This is a genomic window from Streptomyces sp. NPDC037273, from assembly GCF_055603625.1.
The window spans coordinates 132,411-152,364 of the sequence record NZ_JBVJVO010000017.1 but is presented as its reverse complement, the minus strand read 5'-3'; the positions used below and the strand labels follow the sequence as shown (position 1 = coordinate 152,364).

Here is a 19,954-nt window from a genome sequence, read left to right as displayed (position 1 = left end):
GGGGGAAGGGGGACGCGAGGGGGTTGGGGTGGGGAGGGGAGAGGGGAGGAGGGAGGGGAGAGAAAAGGGGGGGGGTGGGGGGGGGGGGGGGGGGGTTCGCCGCCCCCCCCCCCCCCCCCACGCGCGTGCTCCGGCCCATACGGGGGTGGGGCCGGAGCACGCGTGCGTGAGACGTCATTCCAGCGACGTCATTCCAGCGAGGTCATTCCAGCGAGGTCGTTCCCGCGAGGTCATTCCTGCGCGGGCTTGCCGGAGCCGGAGCCGGAGCCGGAGCCGGAGCCGGTGCCGGTGCCGGCTCCGGAGGTCGCGGGGCGCTCCGGGCGGAGGTCCTTGGGGAGCGCGTCCGGGGGTTCGCCGAGGGAGCCGAGGGCGTCGGCGGCGCGGGGGGCGTGCAGGGGCGAGAAGTGCGGGTTGATGCGGAGCGCCTCGGAGAGGTGGCGGCGGGCCGGACCCGTCTGCTCCAGGGCCCGTTCGATCTCGGCCCGGTGGTAGGTGAACAGGGCGCTGCGGAGGCCCTCGTCGGTGGCGATCCTGGCGTAGCCGAGGGCTTCGCGGGTGGCGCCCGAGCGGTGCAGGGCCCAGCCGAGGGCGTCGGCGGCGTGGACCGAGCGGTGGCCGCGGGCCCATTCGGCACGCATCCGGACGGCCGCCGCCGCGGGGTCGCCGTGGTCGGCCTCGAAGAGGCCGAGGGTGACCTCGGCGCCGGTCCAGGTGCCGGTGCGGAGCCGGGCGTAGAGGGCCTCGGCGTCGCTCTCGCGGCCCAGTGACTCGTGGAGTTCGCCGGCCTCAAGGAGATAGGCGGGGAGGGGGAGCCGGGCGAGCGCGGCCTTCCAGTCGCGCAGCGCCTCCTTCGTGCGGCCGAGGGCCGCGAGGGCGCGTGCGCGGCCCGCGAGGGAGGGACCGTGGTCGCCGGCGAGGCGCAGGGCCGAGCCGTAGCGGGCCAGGGCCTCCTCCGGCTCGCCGCGCTCCCAGGCGAGGTCGCCGAGCCGGGCGAGCGAGGCGGCCTTCTCGGCGTCGGTCTCCGCGAGGGCGGCCGCGTCCAGGGCGGCGGCGTCGGCGTCCTCGCGCCAGCCGCGGTCGCGGTACGTCTGGGCGGCCCGGGTGCGGACGGACGCGCCCGCGTGGAGGCCCTCCAGGGTCTCCATCGCCTTGCGCGCGGCCTTGTAGTCGCCGAGGCCGTTGTAGGCGTCGATCAGCACCGGGTAGGCGGGCCAGCGCCTAGGGTCCGCCTTCCGGACCCGCTCGCCCCACTCCTTGGCGGTCTTCCAGTCGCCGCGCGCCCCCGCGAGCGCCCCGAGGCCCAGCTGCGCGGCGAGGTTGCCGCGGGCGGCGGGCCGTTCGGTGAGGGAGCGGCGGAGGGCGCGCTCGGCCCGCGGGTAGTCCTCGACGCGGCCGAGGCGGCTGCCCCGCTCCGTGTACGCGGAGCCGAGTTCGGCCCAGGAGGCGTCGTCGTCCGGGTGGGCGCGGAGCCACCGCTCGCGGTCGGAGATCAGCGCGGCCAGATCGGGCAGCGAGGCCTGCGCGCCCGCGTGGGCCGCGATCGTGGCCCGTTCCGCCGGGCTCGGCGGGGCCGGCGGTCCCTGGCCGACCAGCTCGGGGACGTACAGCAGCGCCGTCGCGGCGAGCACCGCGGCCACCCCGGCCGCGAGCACCGTCCGTGACACGTTCTCGGTCTTCATGGCGCTCACTGTGCGCCCGCACGCGCCTGTACGAAGAGCACACGAAGCGCCCGCTCCGGCGGGTTCACACCGATGGCCCCGGGTGCCAGGCTGGGACGTATGGACGATCTTCTGACGCGGCTGCGCGCCGGTCTGCCCGCCGAGGCGCTGCTCACCGACCCGGACGTGACGGCCTCGTACGCACGCGACATGGCGAGCTTCTGCGAGGCGGGCGCCCCCGCCGTCGTCGTGCTCCCGCGCACCGTCGAGCAGGTGCGGCACGTGATGCGGACCGCGACCGAACTCCGCGTCCCCGTCGTGCCGCAGGGCGCGCGCACCGGCCTGTCCGGCGGCGCCAACGCCTCCGACGGGTGCATCGTGCTCTCCCTGGTGAAGATGGACCGCGTCCTGGAGATCAACCCGGTCGACCGGATCGCCGTCGTCGAACCGGGTGTCGTCAACGCCGTGCTGTCCCGGGCCGTCGCCGAGCACGGCCTGTACTACCCGCCGGACCCCTCAAGCTGGGAGACGTGCACCATCGGCGGGAACATCGGCACCGCCTCGGGCGGCCTGTGCTGCGTCAAGTACGGGGTGACGGCCGAGTACGTCCTCGGCCTCGACGTCGTCCTCGCCGACGGCCGGCTCCTGAGCACCGGCCGGCGCACCGCCAAGGGCGTCGCCGGGTATGACCTGACCAGGCTCTTCGTGGGATCCGAGGGCAGTCTCGGCATCGTCGTGAAGGCGGTCCTCGCGCTGAAGCCGCAGCCGCCCGTCCAGCTCGCGCTCGCCGCCGAGTTCCCCTCCGCGGCCGCCGCCTGCGCGGCCGTCTGCACGATCATGGAGCGCGGACACACCCCGTCGCTGCTCGAACTCATGGACCGCACCACCGTCCAGGCGGTCAACAAGCTGGCGCGCATGGGTCTGCCCGACACCACCGAAGCGCTGCTCCTGTGTGCCTTCGACACCCCGGACCCGGCCGCGGATCTGGCGGCGGTGGGGGAGCTGTGCACGGCGGCGGGCGCCACCGAGGTCGTCCCCGCCGCGGACGCCGCCGAGTCCGAACTCCTCCTCCAGGCGCGCCGGCTCTCGCTCACGGCCCTGGAGACGATCAAGTCCGCGACGATGATCGACGACGTCTGCGTGCCCCGGACACGGCTGGCCGAGATGCTGGACGGCACGGCCGCCGTCGCGGAGAAGTACGGCCTGACCATCGGCGTCTGCGCGCACGCGGGCGACGGCAACACCCATCCCGTCGTCTGCTTCGACCACACCGACGAGGACGAGTCGCGGCGGGCGCGGGAGTCCTTCGACGAGATCATGGCGCTCGGGCTCGCACTCGGCGGCACGATCACCGGCGAGCACGGCGTGGGCGTCCTCAAGAAGGAGTGGCTGGCACGGGAGCTGGGGCCGGTCGGCCTGGAGCTCCAGCGCGGCATCAAGGCGACCTTCGACCCGCTGGGGCTGCTCAACCCCGGAAAGCTGTTCTGAGACCCGTTCAGGGCGCTGTACGGGGCTCACAGCTCGCCGTCCTGGGACTCGTCCGACGGCCACGGGTCGCGCAGCCACAGCTCGTCGGTGACCACGGTGGTCGCCAGGAGTTCGGCGAGCCCGTCGTCCATCCCGAGCCGCTCGGACTCGGTGCCCGGCGGGACGGCCCGCAGGGTGCGCTCCAGCCACGCCGACACCTGCGCGGACGGGGCTTCGAGCAGGGCGTCGCCGTCGGGGGAGGACAGTGCCATGAGGATGACGCTGCGGCCGTCGACCTTCGTCGGCCAGATCCGTACGTCCCCGTGGCCGCACGCCCGGAAGACGCCCTCGACGAGCAGCTCGCGCGCGAAGGTCCAGTAGACCGGGTGCTCCGAGCCGACGTGGAAGGTGATGTGGACGGCGTACGGGTCGTCGGTCCGGTAGGCCAGCCGGGCGGGCACGGGGATGGAACGCTCGGGGGACAGCACCAGCTTGAGCTCCAGCTCGCGCTCGACGGTGGTGCTGCCGTTGTCGGTGTTCTGCATGGTCGTGCTCCCTGTCTCGGCGGGCCCCGGTCGGGCCTTCACAGGGAGAGAGCGCGGTCCCCGCGGTTCATTACGCGACTTCGGGAAGTTTTTTCGGGAAGTTTTTTCCGGGGGTTCTCCGGCCTCCCCGCACCGGCCCATGCATCGGCCCGAACATCACGGGGAGTGATCGATTCCGTTACGCGTCCCCCGAAGGCGGCCTTTCTCGCGGGCTCTTTCTTCCCTCGGGGACGTTCTTCGTTACTGTCCTCCTTGGGCGCGGCACGCCCGGCGCGCGGCCGTGCGGATCAAAGGCGTTGTGACTGAACGGAGTCGGGGCAGTGGCTACTCCTCCCGGAGGCGGCGAAGAGGTACCGCAGGCGGGGTACTACCCGGACCCGTCCATTCCCGGATACATCCGGTACTGGAACGGCGGCGCCTGGGTACCCGGCACGAGCCGGCCCGCGCCCCAGGAGGGCGAGGTCCCGCCCCACCCGCCGGCCGCCGCCATCCCGGCCGGCCCGATCCTGGCCCCCGGACCGGCCCCGGCCCCCGTGGCCGCCTCCGCACCCGCCTCCGCCCGTCCCGCCGACTCCCCGGAGCCGGTCCGGCACGCGGAGCCCGTACGCACCACCCCGGAGCCGGTACGGGCCCCGGACCCGGTCCGGCCCGCCTCCCCCGTCCAGTCCGCCGCGTCCCTGCCCGCCCAGCAGACGCCGGCCCAGCACACGCCCGCCCGGCACGCCCCGGTGCCCGCGGTGGAGGAGACCGGGCCCGTCTTCTTCGACGAGGAGCCGGCCGCGCAGGAGCCCGCCTCCGCCTGGCAGGCGGACAGTTCGCGCCAGAGCGGCTTCGGCGGCGACCTCGACCGGAAGGTCTCCTGGGGCGCGCCCCAGACCGCCGACCCGCGCACCCCGGCGGAGTGGCCGGTCGCGGGCGCGAGCGAGCCGGCCGACGCGCCGGCCCCCGCCCCCGCGCGCGTGCCCGACCCCCGGGCCACCGGGGGCGCCGCCCGCCTCGGCGGCATGCCGGTCACCCCGATCGCCACGCCCGCCCCGACGCCCCAGCCCCAGCCGGAACCGCAGCGCCCCGCCCAGCCGCAGCCCGCTCCCCAGCCGGTCCAGGCGGCCCCGGCGCCCGCGCCGGCCCCCACCCCCGCGGCCCCGGCTCCCACCCCCTCCTGGGCGCACCAGCCCCAGCCCCAGCCCCAGCCTCAGGAACAGCAGCAGCCCCCCGTCGTCCCCTGGAAGCCGCCCGTCGAGGACGTCTTCCAGCAGGCGGCGCGCGAGCAGGCGGCGGCGCGGCCGGCCGGGCTCGGGCGGCGGCTCCTCGCGCGGCTGATCGACACCGTCGTCCTGGGAGCGCTGGCCGGCGCGGCCGCGTTCCCCTTCGTGACGGCCGCGCTCGGCCACATCGACGACAAGATCGAGGCGGCCCGGCAGTCCGGCGTCACCGTCCAGGTGTGGCTGGTGGACGGCACGACCTCCGTGCAGTTCGGCATCGCGCTCGCCGCGCTCCTCGTGATCGGCGTCCTCTACGAGGCGGTGCCGACCGCCAAGTGGGGCCGCACCCTGGGCAAGAAGCTGTGCGGTCTCGAGGTGCGGGACATCGAGGCCCACCAGCCGCCCACGTTCGGCAAGGCGCTGCGCCGCTGGCTCGTCTACAGCGTCCTGGGGCTCCTCGCGATCGGCGCCCTGAACGTCCTGTGGTGCCTCTTCGACCGCCCGTGGCGCCAGTGCTGGCACGACAAGGCGGCGGGCACCTTCGTGGCCCGCTAGCGAGGGGTCCCCCGAACGGGCGACGATCTTTTGCGGGGTGGTCGTCGCCGGGATGCACTGCCCCCATGAGCACCGACCAGCCGCCGCCGGGCGAGCGGCCCGAGGACGACCCGTTCCTCAAGAGGCCGCAGGAGCCGACGCCCCCCTCCGCCGGCCAGCCGCCACCCGGCGGACCGCCGCCGTCCGGGCCCCCGCCGGGAGGGCCGCCGCCTGGAGGTCCGCCACCGGGCGGGCCGCCGCCGGGGAACCCGTACGGCTCTCCGTACGACAACATGCCGCCGCCCCCGCCTCCGTACGGTGGTTACGGCGGTGGGTACGGCGGGACGGATCCGCTGTCCGGGATGCCGCCGCTCGCGGAGTCGGGGCGGCGCATCCTCGCGCGGCTCATCGACTGGGTGATCATCGCGATCCCGCTGGCGATCATCGGCATCCCGTTCGACGTCTACGAGCGGGCGACCCGGGACGGCAACGACTTCGGGGACACGGTCAACAGCTTCAACGGCGGCAGCCAGCTGGTCTTCCAGCTGATCACGATCGTCGCGTACGTGGCGTACGACACGGTGATGACGGCCAAGAACGGTCAGACGCTCGGCAAGAAGCTGATGAAGCTGCGGGTCGCGATGCTCAACGACGGCTCGACGCCCCCGATGAGCCAGTCGCTGCTGCGGGCCGTGGTCCTCTGGCTGCCCGCGCTGATCTGCTGCGCCTGCCTGTGGCCGCTGCTCCTGCTGATCCTGATCCTGGTCGACAAGCCGTACAAGCAGGGTCTGCACGACAAGGCGGCGAAGACGGTGGTGGTCTCCGTCCCGCAGTAGAAAACCTCGTCGCTTCTACGGACGAAACGTCACGAACCGATCCGGGTATCGGCCCCGGCGCCCACGGGCGCGGCCGGTACCCGGATCTTTTCTGCGCCGGGGGGCACGGGGGCCGTGGCGGAGGTCTTGACGGGCCTCGTCCGCGCGGGCATCGTCACCGCCACGAGGATGCCGAGCAGGAGACCGGCGGCGCAGATCACCGCGATGCCGAGGGTCGTCGTCACACGGGAGAGCAGCAGCAGGGCGACGGTCGCGAAGACGACGGTGGCCGAACCGTAGGCGAGCTGCGCGGCGTTCGGACGCTGCATGACGGGTACCGCCCTCTCGGGACATCGGCTCGACTCTATGACGGTGGATGCCCGAGCGGGCCCGGAAGTAAGCGTGACCTTACCCACGGTGTCGGTGCACGGGGGGCGCACAGGGTCACGACTTGCCCAATTCTCGGCCGGGATGCGCCCGCTGAGTGTCCGGATACCGGAATCTCGCTCCCACATAGTGCACTTGGTCTGTCCAAGTCAAGATCTGTCTTTTCTTGACTCACTCCGGTCGAATGTCGTCACTTGTGACGCGCGACCCCGCCGGACGGACACCCCACCATTCGGTCCGAGGGCGGTGGGCGCCGGGGAGGAACACACCAAGTGACCAACAGACGACGGGCGATCAGAGCGTCCGCAGTCGTCGTGGCGCTCGCGGCCACCGCCGCCACCGCCTCGACCTTCACCACCGCCTGGGCCGACAACCACAGCAGTGTGGAGCCGGCCGGCATCCAGACCGTCGACAAGACGACGGTCGACCACGACCTCGAAGGCCCCTTCAGCGGCCAGCAGGAGCAGCAGCGCAAGGCCGCTCTCCAGCAGGTGCTGAGCGGCGAGGCCAAGGTCGAGGACCGGGCCGGTTCCAAGGTCGTCAAGCTCGACAACAAGAAGTACGTCGAGCTGGGCCGGGAGAAGACCGACAAGATCTTCACCATCCTCGTCGAGTTCGGCGACCAGGTGGACAACACCACCCTCGTCGACCGCAAGGACGACGACACGCCCGACCTCAAGCCGAAGTACGGCGGCCAGCCCGGCCCGCTGCACAACGCGATAGCCAAGCCGGACCGTGCGAACGACAACTCCACGGCCTGGCAGGCGGACTACAACCAGCAGCACTTCCAGGACCTGTACTTCGGTACGGGCAAGGACGCCAAGGGCAAGCCCAAGGAGTCCCTGAAGACCTACTACGAGAAGACCTCGTCCGGCCGCTACTCGGTCGACGGCACGGTCTCCGACTGGGTCAAGGTCCCGTACAACGAGGCCCGTTACGGCTCGAACTGGTGCGGCCAGACCAACTGCGCCAACGTGTGGGACACCGTCCGTGACGGTCTCAACGCCTGGGTCGCCGACCAGAAGGCCAAGGGCCAGACGGACGCCCAGATCAAGGCGCAGCTCGCCTCGTACGACGCGTGGGACCGCTACGACTTCGACGGCGACGGCAACTTCAACGAGCCCGACGGCTACATCGACCACTTCCAGCTCGTGCACGCGGGCGAGGACGAGTCGGCCGGCGGCGGCGCCGAGGGCACCAACGCTCTCTGGGCCCACCGCTGGTACGCCTACGGCACCAACGCGGGCAAGACCGGTCCGGCCAACAACAAGGCCGGCGGTACCCCGATCGGTGACACCGGCATCTGGGTCGGCGACTACACGATGCAGCCGGAGAACGGCGGCCTCGGCGTCTTCGCGCACGAGTACGGCCACGACCTCGGTCTGCCGGACCACTACGACACCGCCGGCGGCGACAACTCGACCGGTTTCTGGACCCTCATGTCCTCGGGCTCGTGGCTCGGCGAGGGCAAGGACTCCATCGGTGACCTGCCTGGCGACATGACCGCGTGGGACAAGCTCCAGCTCGGCTGGCTGAACTACGCCAAGGTCAGCGACTGGCAGCGTGGCACCAAGACCACCCACAAGCTGGGCGTCTCGGAGTACAACACCAAGAACCCGCAGGCGCTCGTCGTCGAGCTGCCGAAGAAGTCCGTCGTCACCGACGTCGTGGCCCCCGCCCAGGGTGCCTCGCAGTGGTGGAGCGGCATGGGTGACGACCTCAAGAACACCCTGACCCGCTCGGTCGACCTGACGGGCAAGACGTCCGCCTCCCTGGAGCTCCAGGGCTGGTACGACATCGAGCTCGACTACGACTACCTCTACACCGAGGTGTCGACGGACGGCGGCGCCAACTGGACCGCCGTGGACGGCACCGCCGACGGCGTGGCCATCCCGAAGGACGCCTCCGGCGCCCCGGCGCTGACCGACGTCTCCGGCGCGCACAAGAAGCTCGTCTACAACCTGAACGCGTACGCGGGCAAGAAGTTCGACCTCCGCTTCCGCTACCAGACGGACGGCGGCGCGGGCGGCAAGGGCTTCACCGCCGACGCCATCACGCTGACCGCCGACGGTGCGTCCGTCCTCGACGACGGCGCCGAGAACGGCGACAACGGCTGGGTCGCGAAGGGCTTCTCCCGGATCGGGAAGGGCTTCAGCAACGAGTACGAGCAGTACTACATCGCGGAGAACCGCCAGTACGTCTCGTACGACAAGACCCTCAAGGTCGGCCCGTACAACTTCGGTTTCACGGGTGACAAGGCGAGCTGGGTCGAGCACTACCCGTACCAGAACGGTCTGCTGATCTGGAAGTGGGACCTGTCCCAGAAGGACAACAACACCTCCCAGCACCCGGGTGTGGGCCGCGTCCTCCCGATCGACGCCCACCCGAGCCCGCTGAAGTGGTCGGACGGCACCCTGATGCGCAGCCGCGTCCAGGCGTACGACTCGCCGTTCAGCATCTCCCGCACCGACGGCTTCGCGCTCCACAAGGCCGGCGTCGGCACCTGGGTCCCGTCCCAGGCCGGCAACCCGACCTTCGACGACCGCAAGGGCGTCTACTGGTTCAAGGAGACCGAGAAGGCCGGTGTCCAGGTAACTGACACCAACACCAAGATCCAGGTCGTCAAGGAGCCGAAGGATGGCCAGACGATCACGGTTCAGGTCGGCCCCTCGACCAAGTAATTAGCAAAACCGCAGGTCAAAGCATGATCGGCCGTCGCCCTCTAGCGGGCGGCGGCCGATCGTGTTTAGGTGCCTCTGACGCTTTTCTTATTGACATCTGATCCACGGGGGAGTGGTTCCGCATGCCCAATGGAGGGTTCTGCAAGCTGCCGGGCGGCAGCGTGGTCGTCGCGATAGGGCTGCCGAGTCCGGCCCGCGACGGAGCCACGGTCCGCTTCCTGGTGCACGCCGCGAACCGGGCCCGCGCCCTGACCCGGCTGCGCAACCTCGGCCTGCGGGCGGTCTACCTCCGCGGCAACAGCGAGCCGCCCACCCCGGACGAGATCACCGCCGTCCTGCACCACCCCGACGGCCTGCTCTGGCGCTCCACCCCGGGCACCGCCCAGGAACTCTGGCACCCGGTCCGGTCCCTCCCCAGGGAACCCGCCGCCTAGGGCCTGTCTGACAATTCCCGTCGGGTCCGGCCCGCCCGGCACGCACGCTCGCCGCACGGCCGAAACGCCCAAGTAGCTCCGCTACGAGGGCGCCCCGGCCGCACGCCGATCGCACGCACCGAACGACCCGGCCTGATCCGACGCGAATTGTCAGACAGGCCCTAGGGAACCGGCGCCCCGGGTACTACGCCCGCGCCACGACCGGCTTGCCGGTCAGCGCGACGCCCGCCGACCGGAGCTCGTCGAGGGCCCGGTCGGTGGTCTCCTCGGCCACGCCCGCCGTCAGGTCGAGCAGCACCAGGGTCCGGAAGCCCTCCCGCGCCGCGTCCAGGGCGGTCGCCCGCACGCAGTGGTCGGTGGCGATGCCGACGACGTCGACCTCGGTGACGTCCCGGGCGCGCAGCCACCCGGCGAGCGTCTCGCCGTTCTCGTCGCGCCCCTCGAAGCCGCTGTACGCGGCGGAGTACGCGCCCTTGTCGAAGACGGCGTCGATCGCCCCGCTGGCGACGGCGGGCGCGAAGTTCGGGTGGAAGCCGACGCCCTCCGTTCCGGCCACGCAGTGCACCGGCCAGGAGGACACGTAGTCCGGGTCCTGGCCGTCCGGGGCGAAGTGCGCCCCCGGGTCGACGTGGTGGTCGCGGGTGGCGACCACGTGCCGGTAGGAGCTGCCCGCCGTCTGGCCGACCAGGTCGGTGATGGCGGCGGCGACGTCCGCGCCGCCCGTCACCGCGAGGCTGCCGCCCTCACAGAAGTCGTTCTGCACGTCCACAACGATCAATGCGCGGTGCATGGCGGGTGTCCTTAACGCGTCGGATGGGGGTGGGGCCGGGGACGGATTCGAGCCTAGAGACTTCCCCCTCCCGGCGGGAGGGGGCGTCAGCCGCCTCAGAGGTACTCGGTCGGCAGCACCGGCTCGCCCCGGGACAGCTGGATCGCCGACATCGGCAGCCCGGAGCGGGCCGCGATGTGCCGGGACCTGGCGGCCTCCAGGGGCTCGCGGGCCACCACGTCGCCGCCCTTGACCAGCTCGACCAGGAGCTGGTGGTCGGCGAGCTCCGGCGGGACCGGTCCGGTGCCCACGACCTCGGCCTCGGCGACACCGGACGCGTCCGGACGGCGGGCCGCCCACTTGCGGCCGCCGACCGAGGCCTTGCCGCCCAGCGACTTCTTGGCGACCGGCACCAGCGGCGCCTTCGGGTCGGCCGAAGCGGCCCGCGCGACCAGCTTGTAGACCATCGAGCAGGTCGGGTGGCCGCTGCCGGTCACCAGCTGCGTGCCCACGCCGTACGCGTCGACCGGGGCGGCCGCGAGCGAGGCGATGGCGTACTCGTCGAGGTCCGAGGTGACCACGATCCGGGTGTCGCGCGCGCCGAGCTCGTCGAGCTGCGCCCGCACCCGGTGGGCGACGAGCAGCAGGTCGCCCGAGTCGATCCGTACGGCCCCGAGCTCAGGACCCGCGATCTCGACGGCGGTCCTGACGGCCTCGGTGACGTCGTAGGTGTCCACGAGCAGGGTCGTACCGCGTCCGAGGGTCTCGACCTGGGCCCGGAAGGCGTCCCGCTCGCTGTCGTGGAGCAGGGTGAAGGCGTGCGCGGAGGTGCCGACGGTCGGGATGCCGTAGCGGAAGCCGGCCGCGAGGTCCGAGGTGGAGTCGAAGCCGCCGACGTACGCGGCGCGGGAGGCGGCGACGGCCGCGAGCTCGTGGGTGCGCCGGGCGCCCATCTCGATCAGGCGGCGCCCGCCCGCGGCGGCCGACATGCGGGAGGCGGCCGCGGCGATGGCCGAGTCGTGGTTGAGGATCGAGAGGATCACCGTCTCCAGGAGCACGCACTCGGCGAAGGAGCCCTCGACGCGCAGCACGGGCGAGCCGGGGAAGTACACCTCGCCCTCCGGGTAGCCCCAGATGTCGCCGGAGAAGCGGTAGCGGGCCAGCCACTCCAGGGTCGGCTCGTCGACGATGCCGCGCTCGCGCAGGAAGCCGAGGACGGCGGGGTCGAAACGGAAGTTCTCGACGGCGTCCAGGACACGTCCGACGCCCGCGAGGACCCCGTAGCGCCGCCCTTCGGGCAGCCGCCGGGTGAAGACCTCGAAGACGGAGCGACGGTCGGCGGTGCCGGCCCGCAGGGCCGCCTGGAGCATGGTCAGCTCGTACTGATCGGTGAAGAGCGCGGTCGACGGCACGTCCACCGGCAGCCCAAGGTCCGCAGCGTTCATGTCAGCGATGCTAGCGCAGAAATCGTCAGAGTGACGATTTCTCTTCCCGGGTGTCATCTCCGGATGCCATCGCCGGATGTCGTCCGGTGTCGCCGGATACCGCCGGATGTCTTCCCGCCGAGGGCGCGCCCCGTTTGTGCGACGGGCCCCCAGGGGTGACAACATGGGGTGAGTGAGCGTCGCGCCTATTGAGATCGAACGTACGGAATCGGCCGAGGAGGTCTCCGCGGTCGCCGAACCCGACGTGCCGTGGGTGACCCTCGTGCACAACGATCCGGTCAACCTGATGAGCTATGTGGAGTACGTCTTCCAGTCGTACTTCGGCTATTCGAAGGACAAGGCGCACAAGCTGATGCTCGACGTGCACCACAAGGGCCGCGCCGTGGTCTCCAGCGGCACCCGCGAGGAGATGGAACGCGACGTGCAGGCGATGCACGGCTACGGCCTCTGGGCGACCCTCACCCAGGACCGCTTCTGATGGCCGGCCACTTCGAGCCGCTGCCCGGCGGCGGCGCGGCCGTCGCGCTCGACGACGTCGAGATCTCCATCCTGCGCTCGCTCGCCGTCCAGCTCATGGAGCTGATCGGGCCCGGCGACGAGCCGGCCGAGGACGCCGACCCGCTCGCCGCGCTCTTCGCCGAGGGTCCGAGCGAGCCGCCGTCGGACCCGGCGCTCAGGCGCCTGTTCCCCGACGCGTACGGTGACGACAGCGAGGAGCTGCGGGCGGCCGCGTCCGACTTCCGCCGCTTCACCGAGAACGACCTGCGGGCCCGCAAGCGCGAGGACGCCCTCGTGGTGGTCCGCGCCCTGGACGGGCTGTCCGCCGAGGCGGCGGGCGAGGGCGGGGCGGTCCTGAAGCTGACCCCCGACGAGTCGCGGGCCTGGCTCGGCGCGCTGAACGACCTCCGGCTGACCATCGGGACGCGTCTCGAGGTCACGGACGACGAGGAGAGCGAGCAGCTGTACCGGCTGCCGGACTCCGATCCGCGCAAGCCGATGGTGATGGCGTACCTCTGGCTGGGGGCGCTCCAGGAGTCCCTCGTCGGCACCCTGCTGCCGTAGCGGGATCTCACCCGCGGCGGGGTGTTCGCTCAGCGGACGCTCAAATCCGGATAACGAATGCGTTATCAGAGCGTCCGCCGTGTCATCTTGAGTTCTCTTTGTCCGTATTTTTTTGTGACGCAGGTCACGCCCAACTCCATCGATCACCCCACAGGCCGTGATAAATCTTCACGACCGCTCGGGGACGCCACCCCTGTTCCCGAGGGCGCTTTGACCGGCTGACCGCCGGTGGCACTCCATCCACATCCGGGGGGATCAGGATCTGATCCGCGGCAGACGCACTCGCAGTCGCGCGGATCAGCATGGAGAAAGGCGCACCACCATGACCTCAGTGCAGGTCGACAAGCAGCACGACGGCAATGAGGCCGAGGACTCCGCCTCGGGCGAGGGTTACCACCGGGCACTCGGCGCCCGCCAGATCCAGATGATCGCGATCGGCGGCGCCATCGGCACCGGCCTCTTCCTGGGCGCGGGCAAGGGCATCTCCATCGCGGGACCGAGCCTGATCCTCGCGTACGCCGTCGCGGGCCTCGTCATCTTCTTCATCATGCGGGCGCTCGGCGAGCTCCTCATGTACCGCCCGGTGTCGGGCTCCTTCTCGGAGTACGCGCGGGAGTTCATCGGCCCCTTCGCGGGCTTCGCGACCGGCTGGACGTACTGGCTGTTCTGGGTCGTCACCGGCATCACCGAGGTCACCGCCGCGGCGACCTACATGACGTACTGGTGGGACATCCCGCAGTGGCTGTCCGCCCTCGTCTTCACCGTGATCCTCTACGCCGCCAACCTGATCTCCGTGAAGCTCTTCGGTGAGCTGGAGTTCTGGTTCTCCATGGTCAAGGTCACCGCGATCGTCGGCATGATCCTGATCTGCGCCGGCATCCTCACCCTGGGCTTCTCCGACGCCGGCGACACCGCCTCCGTCACCCACCTGTGGGACCTCGGCGGCTTCTTCGCCGGCAAGGACGGCATCTTCTCCACCCTGATGACCCTCCAGATGGTCATGTTCGCCTTCCTCGCGGTCGAGCTCGTCGGCGTCACCGCCGGTGAGTCCAAGGACCCGAAGACGGTCCTGCCGAAGGCGATCAACACCGTGCCGTGGCGCATCGCCGTCTTCTACGTCGGCGCGCTGATCATGATCCTGTCGGTCGTCCCGTGGACCGAGTTCAAGCCCGGCGTCTCCCCGTTCGTCGCGGCCTTCGAGAAGATGGGCCTCGGCATCGGCGCCGCCATCGTCAACTTCGTCGTCCTGACGGCGGCCCTGTCCTCCTGCAACTCGGGCATGTACTCCACCGGCCGCATGCTGCGCGACCTCGCGCTCAACGGCCAGGGCCCGAAGGTCTTCACCCGCCTGACGAAGTCCGGCACCCCGCTGGTCGGCACCACGGTCTCCGCCGCGCTGATGATGGTCGGCGTCTGGATCAACTACCAGTGGCCCGGCGAGGCGTTCAACTACGTCGTCTCCTTCGCCACCATCTCCGGCATGTGGGCCTGGATCGTCATCCTGATCTGCCAGATCCGCTACCGGCTCAAGGCCGACCGCGGCGAGCTGCCCCAGTCGCCGTTCAAGGCGCCCGGCGGCATCTGGTTCAGCGTCTTCTCGCTCGCCTTCATCGCCATGGTCATCGTCACCATGGGCATGGACAAGGACAACCGGGTCGCCCTCTACGGCGCCCCCGTCTGGGGCCTGATCCTCGCCGTCTCCTACCTGGTCCTCAAGGCCCGCAACCCCGAGGGCGCCGCCTTCGCCAAGCGCTCCTGACGGACCCCCGTCCCAGCATCCGGGCCGCCCCGTACCACTCCTCGGTACGAGGCGGCCCGTCTGCTTATCCTGTCGGCATGCTGACCATCACCCGGGCCCTGTACGACCAGATCGTGGAACACTCCCGCGCGGACCACCCCGACGAGGCCTGCGGCGTGGTCGCGGGCCCGGCCGGCAGCGGCCGCCCCGAGCGGTTCATCCCGATGCTGAACGCGGCCCGCTCGCCCACGTTCTACGAGTTCGACTCCGCGGACCTCCTCAAGCTCTACCGCGAGATGGACGACCGCGACGAGGAACCCGTCATCGTCTACCACTCCCACACCGCCACCGAGGCCTACCCGTCCCGCACGGACATCTCGTACGCCAACGAGCCCCAGGCCCACTACGTCCTCGTCTCCACCGCCGACACCGACTCCGCCGGCCCCTTCCAGTTCCGCTCCTTCACCATCGTCGACGGAGTCGTCACCGAGGAAGAGGTCGAGATCGTCGAGGCCTACGCGTAGGCACCGTCCCGAGTCGTCGTCCGGAACCTGGACAGATACGCGGAGGGCGTCACCCCGAAATGCCGGGCGAACGCCCTCCGCAGCGTCTCGTCGCTCCCGAGCCCGCTCCGCGCCGCCGCCCCCGTCACGCTCGCCCCGCCCTCCAGCAGCATCCGCGCCGCCTCCACCCGCACCCGCTCCACGTACCCCGCGGGCGTCGCCCCGACCTGCTCCCGGAACAGGCGGGCCAGATGCCGCGGGCTGACCCCCGCGCGCCGCGCGAGCACCGGCGCGCTGTGGTCCGCCGCCGGATCGGCCGCCACCGCGTCCAGGAGCGGCCGGACCACCGGATGCCCCGTCGGGGGAGTCCGCGAGGCCGCCGAGAACTGCGACTGCCCGCCCGGCCGCTGCAGGAACACCACCAGGTCCCGCGCCACCGCCCGGGCCGCCCCGGGCCCCCGGTCCTCCTCCAGGAGCGCCAGGCACAGGTCGATCCCGGCCGTCACCCCCGCCGAGGACCACACCTCCCCGTCCCGCACGTGGATCGCGTCCCGGTCCACCGCCACCGCCGGGAACCGGCGCGCCAGCTCCGCCGCGTGCTCCCAGTGCGTGGCCGCCCGCCGCCCGGCCAGCAGCCCCGCCGCCGCCAGCGCGAACGCGCCCGTGCACACCGACGCCACCCGCCCCGAGCGCGCCGCGAGCCCCGCCACCACCGGCGCCGCCGCCACGCACCGCTCCACGTCCACCGCCCCGGGCACGAGCAGCGTGTCCGCGCCCGTGACCTCCCCGGCCGCCCGGTCCGCGCCGATCCGCAGCCCGCAGGAGGTCCGTACGTCCCGCCCGTCGGGCGTGCACACCCGCACCCGGTAACCGGACCCGGCCGTCGAGAACACCTCCAGCGGGGCCGAGACATCGAGCAGCCTGACCCCGTCGAAGGCGAACACCCACACCTCGTGCGTCGTCGTCATGTGTCCGATTCTGTGGGATGCCTGTCCCTGAGGACATGGCGGGCCCGCCCCGCCGGCGACGAGGCTTGCCCCATGAACCCGATGCAGCTCATCCCCGACAGCAAGCTCGCCACCGCCGCCACCGAACTCGTCCGCGACACCACCGGCGACCTCGTGTACGACCACTCCCGCCGCGTCTACCTCTTCGGCGCCCTCCAGGGCCGCGCCCGCGGCCTCGCGTTCGACCCCGAACTGCTCTACGTCGGCGCGATGTTCCACGACCTCGGCCTCGGCGAGAAGCACCGGGGGAGCGGCCGCCGCTTCGAGGTCGACGGGGCCGAGGAGGCCGCCGCGTTCCTCCGGGGCCAGGGCGCCGACGAGGACGCCGTCCGCCGCGTCTGGACCGCCATCGCCCTGCACACCACCCCCGGCGTACCGGAGTTCATGGAGCCCGAGGTGGCGCTCGTGACGGCCGGAGTCGAGTACGACGTGCTCGGCATCGGCTACGACGACCCCGCCGCCGTCACCCCGGAGGACCGGGCCGCGATCGTCGCCGCCCACCCCCGGCCCGACTTCAAGAACCGCATCCTGGCGGCCTTCGCCGAGGGCATCGCGCCCAAACCCGGCACCACCTTCGGCAACGTCAAGGCCGACGTGCTCCGCCACTACGTGCCCGGCTTCGTCCCCGGCGACTTCGTGAGCACCATCCGCGACTCGTCCTGGCCCGAGTGAGAGACTGGCCGGGACCAACGGGCGGCAGGACCCAGGAAGCCGGTGCGAATCCGGCACGGTCCCGCCACTGTGACCGCCCCCCCCCGTCGGGGCGGAAGCCAGGAACTGACCTGCCGCCTTCTCACCGCCGATCGGGGACGTGGAAATCCCCGGAGGAGGCCTGTTCCCGCATGTCCTGGCGCCGCCCGCTGCTGTCCGCAGCCGCACTGATCCCCCTGCTCGCCGCCTGCTCGGCCGCCCCCGAGGCCGCCGCGCCCGCCGCGAAACCCGCCGCGGGATTCCCGTACACCGTCACCAACTGCGGAGTGACGACCACCTACCAGGCGCCGCCGAAGCGCGCGGTCGCCATGAACCAGCACGTCACCGAGATCATGCTGGCCCTCGGCCTGGAGAAGTCGCTCGTCGGCACCGCGTACCTCGACGACGCGATCCTGCCCGCCTACAAGAAGGCGTACGACTCCGTCCCCGTCCTGGCGAAGGAGTACCCGTCCAAGGAGGCGCTCCTCGCGGCCAATCCCGACTTCGTGTACGGCGGTTACTCCTCGGCCTTCTCCGCCAAGGACGGCCGCAGCCGTGACGACCTCGGGCGCTCCGGCATCCACACCCGGCTCAACACCGAGTACTGCCCCACGGGTTCGCCCTCCGTCGAGGACCTCTACCGCGAAGTCCGCGAGACCGGCCGCACGTTCGGCGTCGGAGACCGGGCGGAGGCATGGATCCGGCAGGCCCGCGCCGGCGTCTCCGCCACCGCGAAGCGGCTCGCCGGCGTCGAACCCGTCTCCGTCTTCGTGTACGACAGCGGCGACAAGACCGCCTTCACCGCGGGCGGCAAGGGCATCGGCGACGAGCTCATCACCCGCGCCGGCGGCCGGAACGTCTTCGCCGACCTCGACAAGGCCTTCGGCGACGCCACCTGGGAACAGGTCGTCGACCGCCGCCCCGAGGTCGTCGTGATCTACGACTACGGCTCCACCACCGTCGAACAGAAGAAGAAGCGGCTCCTCGACGACCCCGCGCTCAAGGACGTCCCCGCGATCAGGAACCGCAGGTTCGCCGTCCTGCCGCTCTCCGACACCGTCCTCGGCGTCCGCGTCCCCGCCGCCGTCGACAAGCTCGCCGCCCAGCTCCACCCCGCCGCCCGGTGACCGCGACCCTCCCGCCGGCCCGGACGACTCCCGTCCGGGCCCCGGCCCCCGCGCGCCCCGTCCGGTACGCGCTCGTCGTCGCCGGACTCGTCCTCGCCCTCGCCGCCGCCGCGCTCGCCTCCCTCGCCCTCGGCTCCGTCCGCGTCCCGCCCGGCCAGGTCCTCGACGCCCTCACCGGGCGGGCGGGCCCCTCGCCGTACCGGACGATCGTGCTCGACGTACGCCTGCCCCGGGTCCTCCTCGGGACCGTCGTCGGCGCCGGACTCGCCGTCGTCGGCGCCGTCCTCCAGGCCCTCGTACGCAACCGGCTCGCCGACCCCTTCCTCCTCGGGATCTCCTCCGGAGCCTCCGCCGGCGCCGTCCTCGTCCTGGTCCTCGGCATCGGGGGAGGGGTCACCACCACGCTCGCCCTGCCCGCCGGAGCCTTCGCCGGCGCCCTCCTCGCCCTCGTCCTCGTCTACGGGCTCGCGCGCCGCGGCGGGACCATGACCGGCACCCGGCTCGTCCTCGCCGGAGTCGCCGTCTCCTACATCCTGTCCGCCCTCGCCACCCTGCTCCTCGTCGTCGCCGGCCGGCCCGAACAGTTCCAGGAAGCCCTGTACTGGTCCCTCGGCGGACTCGGCAGCGCCCGCTGGGACACCCTCGCCCTGCCCGCCGCCGTCCTCGCCCTCGGCGTCGGCGCCCTCCTCGCCCTCGCCCGCCCCCTCGACCTGCTCCTCACCGGCGAGGAGGGCGCCACCGTCCTCGGCCTCGACACCGCCCGCTTCCGCGCCGCCGTCTTCGTCCTCGCCTCCCTCGTCACCGCCGTCATGGTCGCCGCCAGCGGAGCCGTCGGCTTCATCGGCCTGATGGCCCCGCACGCCGCCCGCCTCGCCGTCGGCGCCCCGCACCGCCGCCTCCTCCCCGTCGCCGCGCTCGGCGGCGCGCTCGCCCTCGTCCTCGCCGACCTCGGCGCCCGGACCGTCGCCGCGCCCCAGGACATCCCCGTCGGCGTCCTCACCGCCCTCACCGGCGGCCCCTTCTTCCTCTGGCTGATGCGCCGCCGCCCGGAAGGAACACCCGCGTGACCGAGCTCCGCCTGCACGGACTCTCGTACGAGAAGCGCCTCCGCTCCGTCGACCTCACCGTCCGCCCCGGCGAGACCGTCGGCCTCATCGGCCCCAACGGCAGCGGCAAGACCACCCTCCTGCGCTGCGTCTACGGCACCCTCACCCCCACCGCGGGCCACGCCGCCCTCGACGGCGACGACCTCCACGCCCTCGGCCCCAAGGCCCGCGCCCGCCGCGTCGCCACCGTCCCCCAGGACAGCGCCACCGAGTTCGAACTCACCGTCCGCGAACTCGTCGCCCTCGGCCGCTCCCCGCACAAGCGGTTCTGGGAGGGCGACACCGGCGAGGACCACGCGCGCGTGGACACCGCCCTCGCCCGCGTCGGCCTCACGGACCTCGCCGGACGCCCGTACCCCACCCTCTCCGGCGGCGAACGCCAGCGCGCCCTCGTCGCCCGCGCCCTCGTCCAGGACCCCGCCCTGCTCGTCCTCGACGAACCCACCAACCACCTGGACATCCGCCACCAGCTCGACGTCCTCGCCCTCGTCCGCACCCTGGGCACCACCAACCTGCTCGCCCTCCACGACCTCAACCTCGCCGGGGCGTACTGCGACCGCCTCTACGTCCTCGAACGCGGCAGGATCGTCACCGGCGGCACCCCCGCCGAGGTCCTCACCCCCGCGCTCCTCGACGCCGTCTACGGAGTGGACGCCGAGGTCATCCCGCACCCCAGGACCGGCAGCCCGACCGTCGTCTACCTGCACAGTCCGCCAGGCGGGCAGGAACCTTCCACCATGTGAGATCACATTCCGGAACCCGGACCGGGAATCGATACGATGAG

At 72.2% G+C, this 19,954-nt stretch carries 19 protein-coding genes and 1 riboswitch; of the genes, 13 read left to right on the top strand and 6 right to left on the bottom strand.

Translation table 11 applies throughout. The features are described from left to right. Positions 1-230 precede the first annotated feature (230 nt). The gene (locus ACZ7G1_RS33355) at positions 231-1,679 is read right to left on the bottom strand and encodes a tetratricopeptide repeat protein (RefSeq protein WP_470876580.1); all 1,449 of its coding nucleotides are present in this window, start codon (positions 1,677-1,679) and stop codon (positions 231-233) included. Between the two features lie 99 nt (positions 1,680-1,778). Here ACZ7G1_RS33355 and ACZ7G1_RS33350 point away from each other — a divergent pair, with 99 nt between their 5' ends. After that, a complete protein-coding gene (locus tag ACZ7G1_RS33350) occupies positions 1,779-3,146 on the top strand; it encodes an FAD-binding oxidoreductase (protein ID WP_470876578.1) in 1,368 nt (455 codons plus the stop codon). Between the two features lie 26 nt (positions 3,147-3,172). Here ACZ7G1_RS33350 and ACZ7G1_RS33345 read toward each other — a convergent pair whose 3' ends face one another. Then, positions 3,173-3,670, bottom strand: coding sequence for an SsgA family sporulation/cell division regulator (locus ACZ7G1_RS33345; protein WP_470876576.1), 498 nt, complete (start codon positions 3,668-3,670; stop codon positions 3,173-3,175). Between the two features lie 320 nt (positions 3,671-3,990). Between ACZ7G1_RS33345 and ACZ7G1_RS33340 the strand changes: the two genes are divergently transcribed. Both ACZ7G1_RS33340 and ACZ7G1_RS33335 read left to right on the top strand, forming a co-directional pair. Continuing rightward, on the top strand, positions 3,991-5,427 hold the full coding sequence (locus tag ACZ7G1_RS33340) for an RDD family protein (protein ID WP_470876575.1): 1,437 nt from the start codon (positions 3,991-3,993) through the stop codon (positions 5,425-5,427). Between the two features lie 65 nt (positions 5,428-5,492). Continuing rightward, positions 5,493-6,242, top strand: coding sequence for an RDD family protein (locus ACZ7G1_RS33335; protein WP_470876573.1), 750 nt, complete (start codon positions 5,493-5,495; stop codon positions 6,240-6,242). Between the two features lie 29 nt (positions 6,243-6,271). On the opposite strand, the gene ACZ7G1_RS33330 is transcribed toward ACZ7G1_RS33335, so the two are convergent. Next, positions 6,272-6,550, bottom strand: a complete 279-nt coding sequence (locus ACZ7G1_RS33330) for a hypothetical protein (protein WP_470876571.1) — start codon at positions 6,548-6,550, stop codon at positions 6,272-6,274. A 330-nt stretch (positions 6,551-6,880) separates the two neighbouring features. Here ACZ7G1_RS33330 and ACZ7G1_RS33325 point away from each other — a divergent pair, with 330 nt between their 5' ends. Then, positions 6,881-9,289 carry an immune inhibitor A domain-containing protein gene (locus ACZ7G1_RS33325; RefSeq protein ID WP_470876569.1) on the top strand — a complete coding sequence of 803 codons (2,409 nt, stop codon included), beginning with the start codon at positions 6,881-6,883 and terminating at the stop codon, positions 9,287-9,289. Between the two features lie 122 nt (positions 9,290-9,411). After that, the gene (locus ACZ7G1_RS33320) at positions 9,412-9,723 is read left to right on the top strand and encodes a hypothetical protein (protein WP_470876568.1); all 312 of its coding nucleotides are present in this window, start codon (positions 9,412-9,414) and stop codon (positions 9,721-9,723) included. Positions 9,724-9,907: 184 nt separating this feature from the next. On the opposite strand, the gene ACZ7G1_RS33315 is transcribed toward ACZ7G1_RS33320, so the two are convergent. Then, complete coding sequence (locus ACZ7G1_RS33315; protein WP_470876566.1) at positions 9,908-10,513, bottom strand: nicotinamidase; 606 nt, start codon at positions 10,511-10,513, stop codon at positions 9,908-9,910. A 95-nt stretch (positions 10,514-10,608) separates the two neighbouring features. Further along, positions 10,609-11,937, bottom strand: coding sequence for a nicotinate phosphoribosyltransferase (locus ACZ7G1_RS33310; RefSeq protein ID WP_470876564.1), 1,329 nt, complete (start codon positions 11,935-11,937; stop codon positions 10,609-10,611). Between the two features lie 172 nt (positions 11,938-12,109). On the opposite strand from ACZ7G1_RS33310, the gene clpS reads away from it, so the two are divergent. From clpS to ACZ7G1_RS33290, 4 genes are all read left to right on the top strand, one after another. Next, the gene (gene clpS / locus ACZ7G1_RS33305; protein ID WP_017237073.1) at positions 12,110-12,415 is read left to right on the top strand and encodes an ATP-dependent Clp protease adapter ClpS; all 306 of its coding nucleotides are present in this window, start codon (positions 12,110-12,112) and stop codon (positions 12,413-12,415) included. Beyond that, on the top strand, positions 12,415-12,999 hold the full coding sequence (locus tag ACZ7G1_RS33300) for a DUF2017 domain-containing protein (protein ID WP_470876562.1): 585 nt from the start codon (positions 12,415-12,417) through the stop codon (positions 12,997-12,999). The genes clpS and ACZ7G1_RS33300 overlap by 1 nt, the downstream gene beginning before the upstream one ends. A 322-nt stretch (positions 13,000-13,321) precedes the next feature. Then, positions 13,322-14,758 carry an amino acid permease gene (locus ACZ7G1_RS33295; protein ID WP_470876561.1) on the top strand — a complete coding sequence of 479 codons (1,437 nt, stop codon included), beginning with the start codon at positions 13,322-13,324 and terminating at the stop codon, positions 14,756-14,758. A gap of 77 nt (positions 14,759-14,835) precedes the next feature. Further along, positions 14,836-15,261 (top strand): M67 family metallopeptidase, encoded by a 426-nt coding sequence (locus ACZ7G1_RS33290; protein WP_470876560.1) that lies wholly within the window; start codon positions 14,836-14,838, stop codon positions 15,259-15,261. Here the strand turns inward: ACZ7G1_RS33290 and ACZ7G1_RS33285 are convergent. Further along, positions 15,252-16,208 (bottom strand): GlxA family transcriptional regulator, encoded by a 957-nt coding sequence (locus tag ACZ7G1_RS33285; protein WP_470876558.1) that lies wholly within the window; start codon positions 16,206-16,208, stop codon positions 15,252-15,254. The two genes, ACZ7G1_RS33290 and ACZ7G1_RS33285, sit on opposite strands and share 10 nt — an antisense overlap. Positions 16,209-16,280: 72 nt before the next feature. On the opposite strand from ACZ7G1_RS33285, the gene ACZ7G1_RS33280 reads away from it, so the two are divergent. The 4 genes from ACZ7G1_RS33280 (at position 16,281) to ACZ7G1_RS33265 (ending at position 19,913) form a co-directional block, all read left to right on the top strand. Next, a complete protein-coding gene (locus ACZ7G1_RS33280; protein WP_470876557.1) occupies positions 16,281-16,919 on the top strand; it encodes an HD domain-containing protein in 639 nt (212 codons plus the stop codon). After that, positions 16,912-17,047, top strand: a riboswitch (cobalamin riboswitch). Its footprint overlaps the gene before it by 8 nt. Before the next feature lie 42 nt (positions 17,048-17,089). Continuing rightward, positions 17,090-18,064 carry an ABC transporter substrate-binding protein gene (locus tag ACZ7G1_RS33275; protein ID WP_470876556.1) on the top strand — a complete coding sequence of 325 codons (975 nt, stop codon included), beginning with the start codon at positions 17,090-17,092 and terminating at the stop codon, positions 18,062-18,064. Further along, the gene (locus ACZ7G1_RS33270; protein ID WP_470876555.1) at positions 18,061-19,131 is read left to right on the top strand and encodes a FecCD family ABC transporter permease; all 1,071 of its coding nucleotides are present in this window, start codon (positions 18,061-18,063) and stop codon (positions 19,129-19,131) included. The genes ACZ7G1_RS33275 and ACZ7G1_RS33270 overlap by 4 nt, the downstream gene beginning before the upstream one ends. Next, entirely contained in the window at positions 19,128-19,913 is a 786-nt protein-coding gene (locus ACZ7G1_RS33265) for an ABC transporter ATP-binding protein (protein ID WP_470876553.1), read from the top strand. The genes ACZ7G1_RS33270 and ACZ7G1_RS33265 overlap by 4 nt, the downstream gene beginning before the upstream one ends. The last annotated feature ends 41 nt before the right edge of the window (positions 19,914-19,954 follow it).

What these genes read in the sequence shown, in the direction of transcription:
- ACZ7G1_RS33335 (WP_470876573.1), top strand. Translation starts at nt 5,493, where the DNA reads ATGAGCACCGACCAGCCGCCGCCGGGCGAGCGGCCCGAGGACGACCCG.
- ACZ7G1_RS33315 (WP_470876566.1), bottom strand. Translation starts at nt 10,513, where the DNA reads ATGCACCGCGCATTGATCGTTGTGGACGTGCAGAACGACTTCTGTGAG.
- ACZ7G1_RS33330 (WP_470876571.1), bottom strand. Translation starts at nt 6,550, where the DNA reads ATGCAGCGTCCGAACGCCGCGCAGCTCGCCTACGGTTCGGCCACCGTC.
- ACZ7G1_RS33275 (WP_470876556.1), top strand. Translation starts at nt 17,090, where the DNA reads ATGTCCTGGCGCCGCCCGCTGCTGTCCGCAGCCGCACTGATCCCCCTG.
- ACZ7G1_RS33355 (WP_470876580.1), bottom strand. Translation starts at nt 1,679, where the DNA reads ATGAAGACCGAGAACGTGTCACGGACGGTGCTCGCGGCCGGGGTGGCC.
- ACZ7G1_RS33345 (WP_470876576.1), bottom strand. Translation starts at nt 3,670, where the DNA reads ATGCAGAACACCGACAACGGCAGCACCACCGTCGAGCGCGAGCTGGAG.
- ACZ7G1_RS33300 (WP_470876562.1), top strand. Translation starts at nt 12,415, where the DNA reads ATGGCCGGCCACTTCGAGCCGCTGCCCGGCGGCGGCGCGGCCGTCGCG.
- ACZ7G1_RS33320 (WP_470876568.1), top strand. Translation starts at nt 9,412, where the DNA reads ATGCCCAATGGAGGGTTCTGCAAGCTGCCGGGCGGCAGCGTGGTCGTC.
- ACZ7G1_RS33290 (WP_470876560.1), top strand. Translation starts at nt 14,836, where the DNA reads ATGCTGACCATCACCCGGGCCCTGTACGACCAGATCGTGGAACACTCC.
- ACZ7G1_RS33350 (WP_470876578.1), top strand. Translation starts at nt 1,779, where the DNA reads ATGGACGATCTTCTGACGCGGCTGCGCGCCGGTCTGCCCGCCGAGGCG.
- ACZ7G1_RS33295 (WP_470876561.1), top strand. Translation starts at nt 13,322, where the DNA reads ATGACCTCAGTGCAGGTCGACAAGCAGCACGACGGCAATGAGGCCGAG.
- ACZ7G1_RS33310 (WP_470876564.1), bottom strand. Translation starts at nt 11,937, where the DNA reads ATGAACGCTGCGGACCTTGGGCTGCCGGTGGACGTGCCGTCGACCGCG.
- ACZ7G1_RS33285 (WP_470876558.1), bottom strand. Translation starts at nt 16,208, where the DNA reads ATGACGACGACGCACGAGGTGTGGGTGTTCGCCTTCGACGGGGTCAGG.
- ACZ7G1_RS33280 (WP_470876557.1), top strand. Translation starts at nt 16,281, where the DNA reads ATGAACCCGATGCAGCTCATCCCCGACAGCAAGCTCGCCACCGCCGCC.